Origin of the sequence: Agrobacterium burrii, from assembly GCF_017313405.1 — a bacterium.
GTDB classification, from domain to species: Bacteria; Pseudomonadota; Alphaproteobacteria; order Rhizobiales; family Rhizobiaceae; genus Agrobacterium; species Agrobacterium burrii.
Genome location: NZ_JAFLNA010000021.1, coordinates 12,414 through 28,187 on the forward strand (window position 1 = coordinate 12,414; position 15,774 = coordinate 28,187).

Here is a 15,774-nt window from a genome sequence, read left to right on the forward strand (position 1 = left end):
ATAGGTTATGATTTTCATCGATAATGTCATTTTACTTAACCGGAACCGGCTTGCAATATCCTTCGCAGGAGGAGCACATCATGCATTTTCTGCGCTGCGGCGAGACTGTGATCCATTATCGCATTAAGGGATTGGACAGCGGCAAGCCGGTCATCGCCTTCATCAATTCGCTCGGCACCGATTTCCGCATCTGGGATGCGGTGATAGAAGCGCTGGGCGATGATTATGCGCATGTCCTGCACGACAAGCGCGGCCACGGGCTTTCCGATGTCGGGCGCACTCCCTATTCCATCGACGATCATGCCGGTGACCTGATCGAACTCCTCGATCATCTCGGCGTTAAAAGCGCCATTATCTGGGGCCTCTCGGTCGGTGGCCTCATTGCGCAGGGGATTTATGCGCGCCGTCCCGATCTCGTCCGCGCCCTGGTGCTTAGCAACACCGCCCACAAGATCGGCACGGCCGAAATGTGGAATACACGCATCGACAAGATTGCCGCCGACGGCCTCGCCTCGCTGGTCGATCCCGTCATGGAACGCTGGTTCACGCCCGCTTTCCGCACACCGGGCAATGCCGCTTATGCCGGTGCGCGCAACATGTTATGCCAGCAGCCGGAAGCGGGTTACAGCGGCACCTGCGCCGCCATCCGCGATGCGGATTTTACGCAAGAAGCAGGCCGCTTCGCCGTGCCAACACTCTGTGTCGCGGGCGATCAGGACGGCTCCACCCCGCCGGAACTGGTGCGGTCGCTGGCCGATCTTATCCCTGCGAGCCGCTTTGTAACCATTGCCGGCTGCGGACACATTCCCTGCCTTGAACAGCCGCGTGCCTACACACAGGCAGCGTGCATTTTTCTGAAGACCTTGCCGGAGCATTGACCGATGGCGGACCATATCGACAAGAATGAACGTTTCGAACAGGGCATGAAAACCCGTCGCTCGGTGCTGGGCGACGCCCATGTGGACCGGGCGCAGACCATGACGTCCGGCTTCGACCAGCCTTTCCAGCAACTCATCACCGAAGCCGCCTGGGGCACGGTGTGGTCCGGCAATCACTGGACGAAGCGCGAGCGCTCTATGGTCACCATCGCCTTGCTCGCCGCGCTGGGGCAGGATGAGGAACTGGCCATGCATGTGCGCGCCACCGCCAATACCGGCGCCACCGAAGCCGACATCCGCGAGGCGCTGCTGCATGTGGCGATCTATGCCGGCGTGCCTGCCGCCAACCATGCTTTCAAGATCGCCAAGCTTGCCCTGGCCAGCATGAAGGCCGATAGTTCCCATGATAATTCTGGCGATGGGGAGGAGACGAAATGAGCAACCAGCCGCCCGAAACCGGGCCGTTCTTCGCGCGCAACCGCGATATTCACCCGCTGGCCTATGCGCCCGGCTACAAGACCTCCATTCTGCGTTCACCGCAGCGCGCGCTGATTTCGCTGGAAGGCACGAAAAGCGAGATCACCGGCCCGGTCTTCGGCCATGATATGCTGAACCCGCTGGATAACGACCTCATCCTCAACTATGCCCGCCCCGGCGAAATGCCGGTTGGCCCGCGCATTCTGGTGCACGGCCGGGTGCTGGACGAGCGCGGCCGCGGTGTGGATGGCGCGCTGGTGGAATTCTGGCAGGCCAATGCCGGCGGACGCTATCGCCACAAGAAGGAAAGCTATCTCGCCGCCATCGATCCGAATTTCGGCGGCGTCGGCCGCACGATTACCGACGAGAACGGTTATTACTGGTTCAAGACCATCCAGCCGGGCGCTTACCCCTGGCCGAACGGCGTCAATGACTGGCGGCCGGCCCACATCCATTTCTCGGTCTTCGGCCACGGCTTTGCTCAGCGGCTCATCACCCAGATGTATTTCGAAGGCGATCCGCTGATCTGGAAATGTCCCATCGTCAAAACCATTCCGGACGAGGATGCGATCAGAAGATTGATCGCACCGCTGGACATGAATGCGACGCTGCCGATGGATATGTTGGCCTATAAGTTCGATATCGTGCTGCGCGGTCGCCGCTCCACCCTTTTCGAAAACCGCATGGAGGGCAACTGACCATGGTTCAGCCGCTCAACTATTTCAAAGAGACCGCCTCGCAGACGGCAGGCCCCTATGTGCATATCGGCTGCACACCCAATTTCGTCGGCATCGAAGGCGTGTTCGAAAAGGATCTCGGATCTGGCGCGCTCTACAACGACAAGGCCCGTGGCGAGCGCATCAGCGTGCGCGGCACTGTCTATGACGGCGCAGGCATGCCGCTGAAGGACGCGCTGGTCGAAATCTGGCAGGCGGATACGGACGGTTTTTACAACAGCCCGAGCGAAACCCGCGGCAAGGCCGACCCAAATTTCATCGGCTGGGGCCGCTCACCCGGCGACATGGATACCGGCGAATTCATTTTCGAGACGATCAAGCCGGGTACCGTGCCTTTCCGCGACGGCCGGCCGATGGCGCCGCACATCACCTTCTGGATCGTGGCGCGCGGCATCAATATCGGCCTTCAGACCCGCATGTATTTTCCGGAAGAGCAGGAGGCCAATGCAGCCGATCCGGTTCTTGGCCGCGTCGAACAGAAAAGCCGCATCGCCACGCTTGTCGCCAGAAAGGAAGAGGGGAATATCTATCGTTTCGATATCCGTCTTCAGGGCGAAGGCGAAACGGTGTTTTTCGATATCTAAGCGGAAGCGAAACCTGAGATGAGCCTTACACCCTTCGAACATCCGTTTCTGTCAGGCATTTTCGGCGATAGCGAGATCGTCGAACTGTTTGCGGCAAAAGCGGATATCGACGCCATGGCCCGCTTCGAAACGGCTCTGGCGGAAGCGGAAGCCGAGGCCGGTATTCTGGCGGATGGTGTGGCGGAAGCCATCGTTTCGGGGCTGACTGACTTTGCCGCCGATATGACGGCGCTTCGCCACGGCGTCGCAAAGGATGGCGTGGTGGTGCCGGAACTGGTGCGGCAGATGCGGGCAGCGGTCGCCGGCAAGGCAGCGGACAAAGTGCATTTCGGCGCGACCAGCCAGGATGTCATCGATACCAGCCTGATGCTGCGGTTGAAGGCGGCAACTGAAATCATCACTATCCGCCTCGGCCACCTCATCGATACGCTCAGTGACCTCGCCTCCCGTGACGGCCATAACCCGCTGACGGGTTATACCCGCATGCAGGCCGCCATCGGCATTACCGTCGCCGACCGGGCCGCGAGTTGGACCGCACCGCTGGAGCGCCACCTGCTGCGGCTTGAAACCTTTTCGCAGAACGGTTTTGCCCTCCAGTTCGGCGGTGCGGCCGGTACGTTGGAAAAGCTCGGCGACCATGCCGGCGCGGTCCGCGCCGATCTTGCAAAACGGCTCGGTCTTGCCGACAGACCGCAATGGCAGAGCCAGCGCGACGGCATCGCCGAATTCGGCAATATTCTCTCCCTCATCACCGGCGCGCTCGGCAAGTTCGGACAGGATATCGCGCTGATGGCCGAACTCGGCGCGGAGATCCGCCTTTCCGGCGGCGGCGGCTCCTCGGCCATGCCGCACAAGCAGAACCCGGTCAATGCGGAAACGCTGGTGACGCTTTCACGCTTCAACGCCGTGCAGATATCGGCGCTGCATCAGTCCCTCGTCCATGAACAGGAACGTTCCGGCGCGGGCTGGATGCTCGAATGGATGACGCTGCCGCAAATGGTGACGGCAACAGGCGCCGCACTTCTGATTGCCGAGCGGCTTGCCGGGCAGATCGACAGGCTGGGAGCCGGCGAAGACTAGCCGAAAGACTGGTTGTTTTTCAAAAGAAGACAGGTTCCCGGGCGCTTCCAATGGGAAAGCCAAGGCAGCGCAACCGTGCATCGAAACCGCTTGCGAATTTTCGCCTTACATATTGATATAACAAGGCTTTCTCATAAAAACAAAATGAAGAAAAAACCGCTTTTGAGGCGCTTTTCACCGGGCATGACGCTTGACTCTAAAATGAACTAACTGGTACAAACATTCTCGTTAAGACATGCCGGGGAAGAGGAAGAAGAGCTTCCAAGGCAGAGCAAAACAATGGAGGGCTTTGGCACCACCAGGTGTCCAAAGCGATACGGGCAAGGCGAAACGCCTGTCCGGACCCGAACGGGTTGGGAGGAAGAATGTCTTACAGTCTCGATTTTTCGGTGGTCATGGACCGCCTTCCCGAGCTGCTTTTAGCCTGTCTGGCAACGATCGGCCTTGCCATCGCCGGCATGTCGCTCGCCACCGTCATCGGCGTTCTCGGCGTCGTTGCCCGTCGTTCGCGGTTCAAGCTGCTGCGCAGTCTGGTCATCGGTTTTGTGGAAGTCATCCGCAACACGCCGTTTCTGGTACAGATATTCTTCATCTTCTTCGCCCTGCCGCAGATCGGCATCAAGCTCAATCCCACCGTCACCGCCATCATCGCGCTGGCTCTGAACGGCGGTGCCTATGCCATTGAAATCATTCGCGGCGGCGTGGATTCCATTCCCAAGGGGCAGGTGGAAGCTGGACTGGCGCTCGGCCTGCAACGGTCGCAAATCTTCCGCCATATCATTCTGAAGCCGGCGTTGCGCGCGGTCTATCCGTCGCTCACCAGCCAGTTCATCATGCTGACGCTGACGACATCGGTCTGCACCTCGATCGCGGCTTACGAACTGACATCGGTGGCGCAGCAAATCGAGGCGGACACCTTCCGGTCGTTCGAGGTCTATTTCTCGATCACGCTGCTTTATCTGGTCATTTCCTCGCTGATGATGGGCGTTTTTTCGCTCATCTCCCGCGCATCCTTCAGCTATCCGGTCAAGTGAGGAGAAGACAATGGAATCCATCGGTCCCAACCAACTCTTCTTCCTGATGCAAGGCCTGAAATGGACGCTGGCGCTGACCGTGATCGGCTTCATCGGCGGCGGTGTCTTCGGTCTCTGCGTGGCGCTTGCCCGTGTTGCCGATAGCGTGGCGGTCCAGCGCGCAAGCACGGCTTTCATTGCGGTGTTCCAGGGAACACCGTTGCTGATGCAGCTTTTCGTGGTTTATTACGGCGTGGCGCTCGCGGGCCTCAATGTCGACGCCTGGGTCGCCGTCGCCATCGCGTTTACCCTGCATGCCAGCGCCTTTCTCGGTGAAATCTGGCGCGGCGGCATCCAGGCGGTGCCGAAAGGCCAGACAGAAGCCGCCAATGCGCTCGGCCTGCATTATATTTCCCGCATGAAGGACGTGGTTCTGCCGCAGGCCTTCAAGATTTCGCTGCCGGCCACCATCGGTTTTCTGGTGCAGCTCATCAAAGGCACCTCGCTTGCGGCCATCGTCGGTTTCGTCGAGCTGTCGCGTGCCGGACAGATCGTCTCCAACCAGACGTTCCGCCCGCTCACCGTCTTCGCCATCGTCGGCATCATCTATTTCCTGATCTGCTGGCCGCTTTCCCTCTGGGGTGCGGGCGTGGAAAGGCGGATGCAGGCCAATTCCCGTTAACAACCAAAACCATCTCATCAGCTTTGTAAGGAGGAGCAAAAGATGAAAACCACCACGATGAAACTCTCTCGCCGCGCTCTGCTCGCGCTTGCCGCGGCAACGGTTGCGCTACCCTTTGTCGCGCCGGTCGACGCCTTCGCCGGCACCGTCGATGAGGCCAAGGCCAAGGGCAAGGTCGTCATCGGCATTCAGGGCGACAATTCGCCATGGGGCTTCGTCAATTCCACCGGCGTACAGGACGGTCTCGATGCCGATATCGGCAAGGCCTTTGCCGACTATCTCGGCGTCAAGGTCGAATTCGTGCCGCTTGCCGTGGCAAATCGCATCCCCGCCCTGCTGACCGGCAAGGTCGACCTGTTGTTCGCAACCATGGGCATGACGGCCGAGCGCGCCAATACCATCCAGTATTCCAAGCCCTATGCCGGCAACGTGTTGTCCGTCTATGGCCCGAAGGACAAGAAGATCGCCGGCTATGACGATCTGACCGGCGTTTCCGTTGGCGTGCCGAAGTCGAGCGCCATGGACACCTCGATCACCGCAGGTGCAGGCTCCAAGGCAAACATCCTGCGCTTCGACGATGACGCCGCCAACATTCAGGCGCTGATCTCGGGCCAGGTGGAAGCCGTCGGCGGCAATCAGTTTTATGGCGACCGGTTGAACAAGGCGGCGGAAGGCAAATACGAGCCGAAGTTCGATCTGACGACGCTTTATAACGGCGCCGGCACCCGCCCGGGAGAAAAGGACTGGAACGAGACCGTCAACGCCTTCCTCGACAAGATCAAGTCCGATGGCCAGCTGGCCAAGATCTACGATAAGTGGATGAAGCGCGAAGTTCCGGCCTTCCCGGACAGCCTGCCCGACATCCCCTTCACCGTGAAGTAATCCGGAGGTTTCCATGCCACAATCCACCACTGCCGAGGTTCCGCTTATCGCCCTTCAAGGGGTTGGAAAGTGGTATGGAGCCTTCCACGCGCTTAAAAATATCGACATGACGGTTCGCAAGGGTGAGAAAATCGTCCTTTGCGGCCCGTCGGGTTCGGGAAAATCCACCCTTATCCGCTGCATCAACCATCTGGAAGAAATCCAGGAGGGCAAGATCACGGTCGAGGGAACGACGCTTTCGGATTCCAGCCGCGCCATCGATGCGGTTCGCCGCGAAGTGGGCATGGTGTTCCAGAGCTTCAACCTCTTCCCGCACAAAACCATCATGGAAAACTGCACGCTCGCGCCCATGCGGGTGAAGGGGCTTTCGAAAGCCGAAGCGGAAGCGACGGCACGCAAATATCTGGAGCGCGTGCGCATTCTCAATCAGGCCGACAAATATCCGGCGCAGCTTTCCGGCGGCCAGCAGCAGCGCGCGGCGATTGCCCGTGCGCTGTGCATGGAGCCGAAAGCCATGCTGTTCGATGAGCCGACTTCGGCGCTCGATCCGGAAATGGTGAAAGAAGTGCTCGACACCATGATCGGCCTTGCCCGTGACGGCATGACGATGATCTGCGTCACCCATGAAATGGGTTTCGCCCGGCAGGTTGCCGACCGCGTCGTCTTCATGTCGGAAGGCGAGATCATCGAGGAAGGCCCGCCGGACGAGTTCTTCCGCGACCCCAAGCACCAGCGCACCCGCACGTTCCTCGGCGAAATTCTCGCCCACCATTGAGGTTCGTCCATCTGCCCTCAGACTTGTGGCGACCTCTCGGCATACGCGACGTCATCCTCGGGCTTGACCCGAGGATCCACTGATTTCAACGGGCTAGGATCCTCGGGTCAAGCCCGAGGATGACGAAGGAGAGGTTTCAACACCTCGCCAGCAACCTGAAGGCAGGCGCAGCCTGCCCCGAACCGACGAACGACACCCGATCATGACAGAAACAAAATCCTTCAAGGTCGGCCTGATTGGCGCCGATATCCAGCTTTCCAAATCGCCGGCGCTGCACATGCGCGAAGGGGCGGCCCACGGGCTCGATTATACTTATGAGCTGGTCGACGTTACCGCCCGCAAGCTGCCGGCCAGCGCCCTTGCCGATCTGCTCGAAGAGCTGGAAACGCGCGGCTTTGCCGGCACCAACATTACCCATCCCTTCAAACAGGCGGTCATTCCGCACCTGCATGAATTGTCGGACGATGCCCGCATGCTGGGTGCAGTCAACACCGTCGTCTTCAAAGACGGTCGCCGCATCGGCCACAATACCGACTGGTACGGTTTTTACGAAAGTTTCGTGCGCGGCCTGCCGGATGCGAAACGTGACCGGGCGCTGCTGGTCGGCGCTGGCGGTGCGGGTGTGGCCGTGGCGCACGCCGCGCTGAAGCTCGACATCGCCCGTCTCGACATTTTCGACCGCGATTTCCCGCGGGCGGAAAGGTTGGCCGGCGAACTCAATGCCCGTTTCGGCCAAGGCCGCGCCTTTGCCGTTGACGACCCGGGTGCCTCCCTGCCCTTCGCCGATGGTCTCATCCATGCGACGCCAATGGGTATGCCCGCCCACCCCGGCATGCCGGTTGCGGCCGATCTCATCGAACAGCGGCACTGGGTGGCCGATATCGTCTATATGCCGCTGGTCACCGAGCTTCTGGCGACGGCAGCAACAAAAGGCTGTCGCACCCTGCCCGGCGGCGGCATGACCGTGTTTCAGGCCGTCGGCGCATTCCGTCTCTTCTGCGGCCGCGAGCCGGATGCGGAACGGATGACGGCGCATTTCACCGAACTTTGCATGGCGGAGGGGGTGGCATGAGCCTTTTTACTGTTTTGAACGGACCCAATCTCAACCTGCTCGGCCAGCGCCAGCCGGAAATCTACGGCTATGAGACCATGGCCGACGTGGAGGTTAACTGCCGCAAGGTGGCCGATGCTGCCGGCCATGAGCTGTTCTTCGCGCAGAGCAACCGCGAATATGAGCTAATCGACTGGATTCACGACGCGCGGGGCAAATCGTCGGGCATTGTCATCAATCCCGGCGCATTCACCCACACATCAGTGGCGATCCTCGATGCGCTGAATGCCTTCGAGGCACCTGTCATCGAGGTCCATATTTCCAACATCCACAAACGCGAGGTTTTCCGCCACCATTCCTACGTCTCGACCCGCGCCGAAGGCGTAATCGCCGGTCTCGGCATCGAAGGTTACGAGGTGGCGCTTCGCCACCTCATCAACCGTTTTTCCCGATTGTCGTGATATGGGCGGGCGTCAGCACATAACGCAGGACCATGTCGCTGACATGCCGCGACAATGTCTCCTGACCGTTTTCGGTAAACAGGCCGTCGCCGAAGATGAACGAAAAGGTCTCGGCGTTCGAAACGTTGAAGAAGGACAGCGCGCTGATCTGCCAGTGCAGTTCCAGCGCATCGATGCCATCGCGGAAGATGCCGCCTTTCTGGCCGCGCAGCAGCACGCTTTCCAGCGCGTCGATCGCCGGCCGGTTCAACTGGCGGATCGTTTCGGAGGACTGCATGTGGCGGCCGTGGTGAATGTTTTCGATCATCACCATGCGGATGAAGGCCGGATTGCGCCGGTGGTGGTCGAAGGTGAACCGACAGAGCTTGTCGAGCGCCGCCGCCGGCTCCAGATCGTCAAGCTCCAGATCGCTTTCACCGCCGCGCACCTTGGCATAGGCTTCCTCAAGCACGCGCTGGTAGAGGCTCTCCTTGTCGCTGAAATAATAATAGATCATGCGCTTGGACGTGCGCGTGCGGGCCGCAATTTCATCGATGCGGGCGCCGGAAAGACCGTTCTGCGAAAACTCTTCCATGGCGACCGAAAGAATGTCGCGGCGAACCCCTTCCGGATCGCGCTTCGCCTGCCGGCTGTCTCGGGTTCCGTTCGACGTCGCGCTTTTGGTCATCATCCATTCCATCGGTGGGGCGGCGGCCTGCGGTCACGCCCTGATTATTAACCAATCAGTACATAAGGCTGAAAAGGAAGGCAATATGGCGAGCTATGACACAGGCAGACAGAGCATGCCAATGCGCACATCCATCGCGACCGTGTCGATCAGCGGAGAATTTCCCGAAAAGCTTGCGGCCATCGCCAAGGCGGGCTTCAGTGGCGTGGAGATTTTCGAAAACGATTTCCTGACCTATGACGCCTCACCGCGCGAGGTGAAGGCGCTGGCCGCCGATCACGGTCTGGACATCACGCTCTTCCAGCCATTCCGTGATTTCGAGGGCATGCCGGAACCGCACCGCGCCCGCGCCTTCGACCGCGCCCAGCGAAAATTCGACATCATGGGCGAACTCGGCACCGATCTGATGCTGATCTGTTCCAATGTCTCGCCGGTATCGCTCGGCGGCATCGACCGCGCCGCCGCCGATTTCCGTGAACTTGGGGAGCTTGCGGCAAAACACGGCGTGCGCGTCGGTTACGAGGCGCTGGCCTGGGGCCGGCATATTAGCGATCACCGCGACGCATGGGAAGTGGTACGCCGCGCCGACCACGCCAATGTCGGCATCATTCTCGACAGTTTCCACACTTTGTCGCGCAAGATCGACCCCAATTCGATCCGCTCCATTCCCGGCGACAAGATCTTCATCGTGCAGCTGGCCGATGCGCCGCTGATCGACATGGATTTGCTCTACTGGAGCCGCCATTTCCGCAACATGCCCGGCGAAGGCGACCTGCCGGTGGTGGATTTTATGCGCGCCGTGGCCGCAACGGGTTATAGCGGCCCGCTGTCGCTCGAAATCTTCAACGACCAATTTCGCGGCGGCTCGGCCCGCCTGCTCGCCGAGGACGGTCACCGTTCGCTCATCAACCTCATGGATCAGGTGCGCCGTCTCGAACCTGATATTCGCATCGATGTGCCCGCCATGCCGGAACGGGTGCAAACGCAAGGGGTGGAATTCGTCGAATTCACCACGGCACCGGAAGAAAAATCCCATCTGGAGACATTGCTCGCCACGCTCGGCTTCGAAAGAACCGGCAAGCACCGCAATCGCGATGTCAATCTTTATACGCAGGGCGATATCCGTATTGTCATCAACACCAGCGATGAAGGCGACAGTTTCGCCGGTGCGTCCTATTCCATCCACGGCACCAATGCCTATGCCTTCGGCCTGAAGGTCGATGATGCGCAGGCAGCCCTTGCCCGAGCCGAAGCGCTCGGCGCGCCGACCTTCACTGAACCGCGCAAGACGGGCGAAGTCGCCGTTCCCGCCATTCAGGGCGTGGGCAATGGCGTCATCTATTTCCTTGACGGTTCGCCGGCGCTCGCCTCCATCTGGGACAATGAATTCGTGCCGGAAGAAGGCCAAGCACCGGTAGGCGATGCCGGGCTGAAGCGTATCGATCACCTAGCGCAAACAACGCATTATGATGAAATGCTGACCTGGCTCCTGTTCTACACCTCGCTGTTTTCCACCCGCCGCACGCCGATGGTGGATGTGGTCGATCCGGGCGGTCTGGTGCGCAGCCAAGCGATCGAAAGCGTTCCCTCACCGCATTTCCGCCTGACCATGAACGGCGCGGACAACCGCAAGACCTTTGCCGGCAAATTTCTGGCCGAGGGTTTCGGCACCAGCATCCAGCACATCGCATTTGCCACCGATGATATTTTCGCGACGGCAAAGGCAATGCAGGCGCGCGGTTTCCACGCCCTGCCGATCTCCCGCAATTATTACGACGACCTCGAAGCCCGTTTCGGGCTTGAACCGGAATTTTCCGATGCCTTGCGGGAGGCGAGCATTCTTTATGACCGCGACGATAATGGTGAATATTTCCAGATCTACAGCCGCACTTTCGGTGAAGGTTTCTTCTTCGAGATCATCGAGCGGCGTGGGGCTTATGCCGGTTATGGTGCGATGAACGCGCCCTTCCGCATTGCCGCGCAACGGCGCCTCGCCCCACCGGTCGGCATGCCGCGGGAATAGGCCCCGTCAAACTCCGATCAGGCCGCAGCCGGCAGTAATGTCGATGCGGCCGATCTGCATTCAAGCCAGCGTCACTATCTCATAGTCCCGTGGAATGGCGGAGGTGGCAGTGAACCACTCCGATGCCCGCGTCCGCTGCTGATGGAAATCAAAGGCGGCGCGATCGACAAAAAGTTCCTCCACTCGCCAGATCAGAGGATCGTCGGCCTGAGTGACGTCAAAGGAAATGCAGCCGGGTTCCGCTCTGGTCAGACGAAGGTGCGCTGGAAGATGGGTTTCCACAAGCTGGATATCCTCCACCGATGCGCACCGCAGGAAGCCGGATAATCTGACCGCACCCGTTCTATTCGTCATGTTCGCTATCCTTGTTGAATTACATCATGCGCCCCGGGCGACGAATAGCAGTACCTCTACCATTGCGACATCAAGATAAAATTAGCCCGCGCAACTTTCCGGATTTAGTCCAGAATCCACAAACCGTTAAAAGCAATGGAGTACCGGTTCAAGCCCGAGCACCAGTTCGTGTATGGAGAGAACCCGTACATCCATATGCCCTCAGTCCAGCCAGCGGCGACCCTTTTTAAAGCGACCTAAAGCCATCGGCTTCTCCTCACCCGATGGCCAGAACACACCGCGCCCAAAATAAGCGCATTTGCGTATTTGTAGAGCAGTACACAAAAATTGTTCAACACTCTGGACATGATTGTCGGGTTTTGTTAGCTTTTTTGTAAAACAAGGGTGGGGAATACAGTTTCATGCGCAACATCGATTCCGGGGCCGATGCCGGACTTTTTGCCGGCACCGACGCGGTAGCTTTCAGAGCCGGGGCAAGATCGCAATATCCGCGTTTGCCGGCCTCATCCGATGCGCATTGCGCCCTTGAGGCGGCGTGAGACACCATGCGCCTCTCCCCGGCATTCACGTTTTTCGCTCAGAGCTTGATACCAAACGCCTGTCCGACGCCCCTTTGCCCTTCCATAATTCAGATGGCCGCGCCAGAATTGCCGCGCACGCCAAGCCGGAGACGCTGACATGACTGCCGCAAACCGCAACGCCCTCCTCTCGGTCGAAGGCCTGAGCGTCGAGTTCGGCGACAGCCGCGTCGTGGACGACATATCCTTTTCCGTGGAAGCCGGCAGGACGGTGGCGATCGTCGGCGAATCCGGATCGGGCAAATCGGTCACCTCGCTTTCGACCATGCGTCTTGCGGACATGATGGGCGCGACTTACCCCGCAGGTCGTATCCTGTTCGAAGGCCGTGATCTGCTGAAGGCCTCTCAGAAGGAGATGCGGTCGATCCGTGGCAAGGAGATCGCCATGATCTTCCAGGAGCCGATGACCTCGCTCAACCCGGTCTTCACCATCGGCGACCAGATCTGTGAAGTGCTTGTTCTGCATGAGAAGCTGGGCAAGACGGCTGCTATGGAGCAGGCAAAGCAACTGCTCGACATGGTGCGCCTGCCCGATGCGGCCGAGCTTTTGCACCGTTATCCGCACCAGCTTTCCGGCGGCATGCGCCAGCGGGTAATGATCGCCATGGCGCTCGCCTGCCGGCCGAAGCTGTTGATCGCCGACGAGCCGACGACAGCGCTGGATGTCACCATTCAGGCACAGATTCTCAACATCATGCGCGACCTGCAGAAGAAGCTCGGCATGGGCATGGTCTTCATCACCCACGATATGGGCGTGGTGGCGGAAATGGCCGATGACGTTGTCGTTATGTGGAAGGGCAAGAAGGTCGAGGAAGGTCCGGTCAAGGATATCTTCGCCAATCCGCAGCATCCCTATACGCGCGCCCTGCTTTCCGCCGTGCCGCGCCTCGGCAGCATGACCGGTGAAGAGTTTCCCAAGCGCCTGCCGCTCACCGTGTTGCAGGATGGCCAGCCGGTCATAGTCGGCGAAGAGCGTGTGCAGAACACCGCGAAATACGATGACAAGCCGCTGCTGTCGGTCAAGGATCTGTTCGTTCGCTTCGATATTCGCAAGAACCTGTTCGGCAAGGCGACGCACCGTTGCAGCGCAGTGCAGAAGGTCAGCTTCGATATTCATGCCGGCGAAACACTGGCGCTGGTGGGCGAATCCGGTTCCGGCAAATCCACCATCGGCCGCACCATCCAGCAGTTGCAGACAGCCGTATCAGGTGAAATTGCCTTCAACGGACGCAGCTATTCGCAGATGTCGTCGGCGGAACGGTTCCGCATGCGCCAGCAGGTGCAATACATCTTCCAGGACCCCTTCGCCTCTCTCGATCCGCGCAAGACGGTCGGTTTCTCGATTGCCGAGCCGATCAACACCCATGGTTTGATCAATGATCAGAAGGCGGTACGGCGGCGGGTGGATGAATTGCTGGAGCGTGTGGGCCTCAGCTCCGAACATGCATCGCGTTATCCGCACGAGTTTTCCGGCGGCCAGCGCCAGCGTGTCTGCATTGCCCGCGCGCTCGCCTCCGACCCGAAACTCATCATCGCCGATGAGGCACTGTCGGCGCTCGATGTCTCCATTCAGGCGCAGATCATCAATCTGTTCATGGATTTGCAGGCCGAGCGCGGTCTCGCTTACCTGTTCATCAGCCATGACATGGCGGTGGTGGAAAAGATGAGCCATCGCGTCGCCGTGCTTTATCTCGGCCAGATCATGGAAATGGGCAGCCGCCAGCAGGTCTTCGAAACGCCGACGCATGATTATACCCGCCGTCTGCTTTCGGCCGTGCCGGTTGCCGACCCGTCCGTCGAGCGCCGCATCGCCATGATCGAGGGCGAAATACCCAACCCCGTGCGCCGTGTCGGCGATGAGCCGGCCATTCTCGCCCATGAGGAAATCAATCCGGGCCACTTTATCGCAAAGAGCGCCTGAACAACCGCGAAAAACCGCAACCATCTGAAGAGGAACAGGTAGATGACAAATATCAAAAAGGGGATGACGACAACGTTCGTCGCGCTTGCGCTGGCCGGCACGGCCTTCACCGCAGCACCGGCTTTCGCCGCCGGCAAGATGACCATTTCCAGCCCGCAGGACCCCGGCAGCTGGGATCCGATCGACACCTTCCTCGTGCAATGGGCGGCTGTGGCCACCAACATCTTCGATGGCCTGACCTATCGCGGCCCGGACCTGAAACTGGTTCCCGGCCTTGCCGAATCCTGGGAAGAGCTGGACGAGGGCAAGCGCATCCGCTTCAAGCTGCGCCAGAACGTCAAGTTCCATAATGGCGAGCCCTTCAACGCCGCCGCCGTCAAGTTCACCTTTGAGCGCCTTCTCGGCGAACAGGGTGCCAAAGGCCCGCAGCGCTCCAACTACGTCGCCATCGAAAGCGTTGACGTCATCGACGACTACACCGTCGACATGAAGCTGAAGGCGCCGGATCCGGTGCTGCTCACCAAGCTTGCCGGTTATGGCGGCATGATCGTTCCGCCTGCCTACATCAAGGAAAAGGGCGAGGACAATTTCAACCTCAACCCTGTCGGTACCGGCGCATTCAAATTCGTTTCCTACGCGCCGAAGACCAATATCAAGCTGGAAGCCAACCCGGATTACTGGGGCGGTGCGCCGAAACTTTCCGAGCTTGAATATCGCTTCATCGCCGAGCCGGCGACCGCCGTTGCCGAATTGCAGGCAGGCCGCGTCGATCTCGTCATTCCGCCGACCATCCCGATCGGCATGATCCCTGTCATCGAAGGCGATTCCAAGCTGGAGATCGTCAGCGTTCCCGGCCCGACCGTTGACGCGCTGCGTTTCAACACCCGTGATGGCATCACCGCCGATCCGAAAGTGCGCAAGGCGATCATCATGGCCGTCGATCGCGGCACCATCGTCAAGTCGATCCTCGCCGGCCAGGCCTCGGAAATCGCCAGCTTCCAGAGCGCGCTGTCCTTCGGTTACGATGCCGACCTGAAGCCACTGCCTTACGATCCCGAGGGCGCCAAGAAGCTTCTCGTGGAAGCCGGCGTCAAGCCGGGTGCGGCGCTGCAGATCGATATCCGCGGCAATGATGCGACGATGAACGAAGTGGCGCAGGTTATTTCCAGCTATCTGTCCATGGTCGGCATCACCGCCACCATCAAGCCCTATGAAACCAACGTTCTGCTGAACGACATCATTCCGCAGGGCAAGACCGGCGCGATGTTCCAGCAGAAATGGGGCGGCTGGACCTTCGATTACGATAACACGGCCTATTCCATGTATCACTCGGGTGAAAAGTGGAACCCTTACGACAAGGACGAGAAACTGGACAAGTTGCTGGAATCGCAGCGTCCGCTGACCGACCGTGCCGAGCGCGAAAAGATCCTCAAGGAAGTCGGCGCTTATGCCGCCGAACGTGCGCTGGAAATTCCGCTTTACAACACCAATGCCATTTACGGCATCAACAAGCGGGTCAAGGGTTTCATCGCACCGCCGGATAACCGCCTGAAGCTTACCGACGTCACCGTCGAATAATCAGGTTGGTTTTCTGAACAACACACCTTGCCC

The 15,774-nt window shown here is 59.6% G+C and carries 17 protein-coding genes; 15 read left to right on the plus strand and 2 right to left on the minus strand.

Annotation, left to right across the window (positions count from 1 at the left end):
• The first annotated feature begins 80 nt into the window (after positions 1 to 80).
• The 11 genes from pcaD to aroQ all read left to right on the plus strand — a co-directional run bounded on the left by pcaD (position 81) and on the right by aroQ (position 8,620).
• Entirely contained in the window at positions 81 to 878 is a 798-nt protein-coding gene (pcaD, locus tag JZX89_RS27100; protein ID WP_207135975.1) for a 3-oxoadipate enol-lactonase, read from the plus strand.
• A gap of 3 nt (positions 879 to 881) precedes the next feature.
• The gene (gene pcaC / locus JZX89_RS27105) at positions 882 to 1,316 is read left to right on the plus strand and encodes a 4-carboxymuconolactone decarboxylase (protein WP_174375130.1); all 435 of its coding nucleotides are present in this window, start codon (positions 882 to 884) and stop codon (positions 1,314 to 1,316) included.
• The gene (gene pcaH / locus JZX89_RS27110) at positions 1,313 to 2,053 is read left to right on the plus strand and encodes a protocatechuate 3,4-dioxygenase subunit beta (protein WP_207135976.1); all 741 of its coding nucleotides are present in this window, start codon (positions 1,313 to 1,315) and stop codon (positions 2,051 to 2,053) included. The genes pcaC and pcaH overlap by 4 nt, the downstream gene beginning before the upstream one ends.
• Positions 2,054 to 2,055: 2 nt before the next feature.
• Positions 2,056 to 2,676, plus strand: coding sequence for a protocatechuate 3,4-dioxygenase subunit alpha (gene pcaG / locus JZX89_RS27115; RefSeq protein WP_207135977.1), 621 nt, complete (start codon positions 2,056 to 2,058; stop codon positions 2,674 to 2,676).
• An 18-nt stretch (positions 2,677 to 2,694) separates the two neighbouring features.
• On the plus strand, positions 2,695 to 3,756 hold the full coding sequence (locus JZX89_RS27120; RefSeq protein ID WP_207135978.1) for a 3-carboxy-cis,cis-muconate cycloisomerase: 1,062 nt from the start codon (positions 2,695 to 2,697) through the stop codon (positions 3,754 to 3,756).
• A 365-nt stretch (positions 3,757 to 4,121) separates the two neighbouring features.
• Positions 4,122 to 4,790: an amino acid ABC transporter permease gene (locus JZX89_RS27125; protein WP_153516847.1), complete on the plus strand. Its 669-nt coding sequence runs from the start codon at positions 4,122 to 4,124 to the stop codon at positions 4,788 to 4,790.
• Between the two features lie 10 nt (positions 4,791 to 4,800).
• The gene (locus JZX89_RS27130) at positions 4,801 to 5,451 is read left to right on the plus strand and encodes an amino acid ABC transporter permease (RefSeq protein ID WP_149901538.1); all 651 of its coding nucleotides are present in this window, start codon (positions 4,801 to 4,803) and stop codon (positions 5,449 to 5,451) included.
• A gap of 42 nt (positions 5,452 to 5,493) precedes the next feature.
• Positions 5,494 to 6,333, plus strand: coding sequence for a transporter substrate-binding domain-containing protein (locus tag JZX89_RS27135; RefSeq protein WP_207135979.1), 840 nt, complete (start codon positions 5,494 to 5,496; stop codon positions 6,331 to 6,333).
• Between the two features lie 13 nt (positions 6,334 to 6,346).
• Positions 6,347 to 7,108, plus strand: a complete 762-nt coding sequence (locus tag JZX89_RS27140) for an amino acid ABC transporter ATP-binding protein (RefSeq protein WP_149901540.1) — start codon at positions 6,347 to 6,349, stop codon at positions 7,106 to 7,108.
• 202 nt (positions 7,109 to 7,310) lie between these two features.
• On the plus strand, positions 7,311 to 8,180 hold the full coding sequence (locus tag JZX89_RS27145; protein ID WP_207135980.1) for a shikimate dehydrogenase: 870 nt from the start codon (positions 7,311 to 7,313) through the stop codon (positions 8,178 to 8,180).
• The gene (gene aroQ / locus JZX89_RS27150) at positions 8,177 to 8,620 is read left to right on the plus strand and encodes a type II 3-dehydroquinate dehydratase (RefSeq protein WP_207135981.1); all 444 of its coding nucleotides are present in this window, start codon (positions 8,177 to 8,179) and stop codon (positions 8,618 to 8,620) included. The genes JZX89_RS27145 and aroQ overlap by 4 nt, the downstream gene beginning before the upstream one ends.
• Here aroQ and JZX89_RS27155 read toward each other — a convergent pair.
• Entirely contained in the window at positions 8,595 to 9,287 is a 693-nt protein-coding gene (locus tag JZX89_RS27155) for a TetR/AcrR family transcriptional regulator (protein WP_149901543.1), read from the minus strand. The genes aroQ and JZX89_RS27155 overlap by 26 nt on opposite strands.
• A 121-nt stretch (positions 9,288 to 9,408) precedes the next feature.
• Between JZX89_RS27155 and JZX89_RS27160 the strand changes: the two genes are divergently transcribed.
• Positions 9,409 to 11,310, plus strand: a complete 1,902-nt coding sequence (locus JZX89_RS27160; RefSeq protein WP_207136019.1) for a bifunctional sugar phosphate isomerase/epimerase/4-hydroxyphenylpyruvate dioxygenase family protein — start codon at positions 9,409 to 9,411, stop codon at positions 11,308 to 11,310.
• Positions 11,311 to 11,370: 60 nt separating this feature from the next.
• Here JZX89_RS27160 and JZX89_RS27165 read toward each other — a convergent pair whose 3' ends face one another.
• On the minus strand, positions 11,371 to 11,664 hold the full coding sequence (locus JZX89_RS27165; RefSeq protein ID WP_174375137.1) for a putative quinol monooxygenase: 294 nt from the start codon (positions 11,662 to 11,664) through the stop codon (positions 11,371 to 11,373).
• 401 nt (positions 11,665 to 12,065) lie between these two features.
• Between JZX89_RS27165 and JZX89_RS27170 the strand changes: the two genes are divergently transcribed.
• From JZX89_RS27170 to JZX89_RS27180, 3 genes are all read left to right on the plus strand, one after another.
• Positions 12,066 to 12,203: a hypothetical protein gene (locus JZX89_RS27170; RefSeq protein WP_174375138.1), complete on the plus strand. Its 138-nt coding sequence runs from the start codon at positions 12,066 to 12,068 to the stop codon at positions 12,201 to 12,203.
• Between the two features lie 139 nt (positions 12,204 to 12,342).
• Positions 12,343 to 14,163, plus strand: a complete 1,821-nt coding sequence (locus JZX89_RS27175; protein ID WP_153516852.1) for an ABC transporter ATP-binding protein — start codon at positions 12,343 to 12,345, stop codon at positions 14,161 to 14,163.
• Positions 14,164 to 14,205: 42 nt separating this feature from the next.
• Complete coding sequence (locus JZX89_RS27180) at positions 14,206 to 15,741, plus strand: ABC transporter substrate-binding protein (RefSeq protein ID WP_207135982.1); 1,536 nt, start codon at positions 14,206 to 14,208, stop codon at positions 15,739 to 15,741.
• The last annotated feature ends 33 nt before the right edge of the window (positions 15,742 to 15,774 follow it).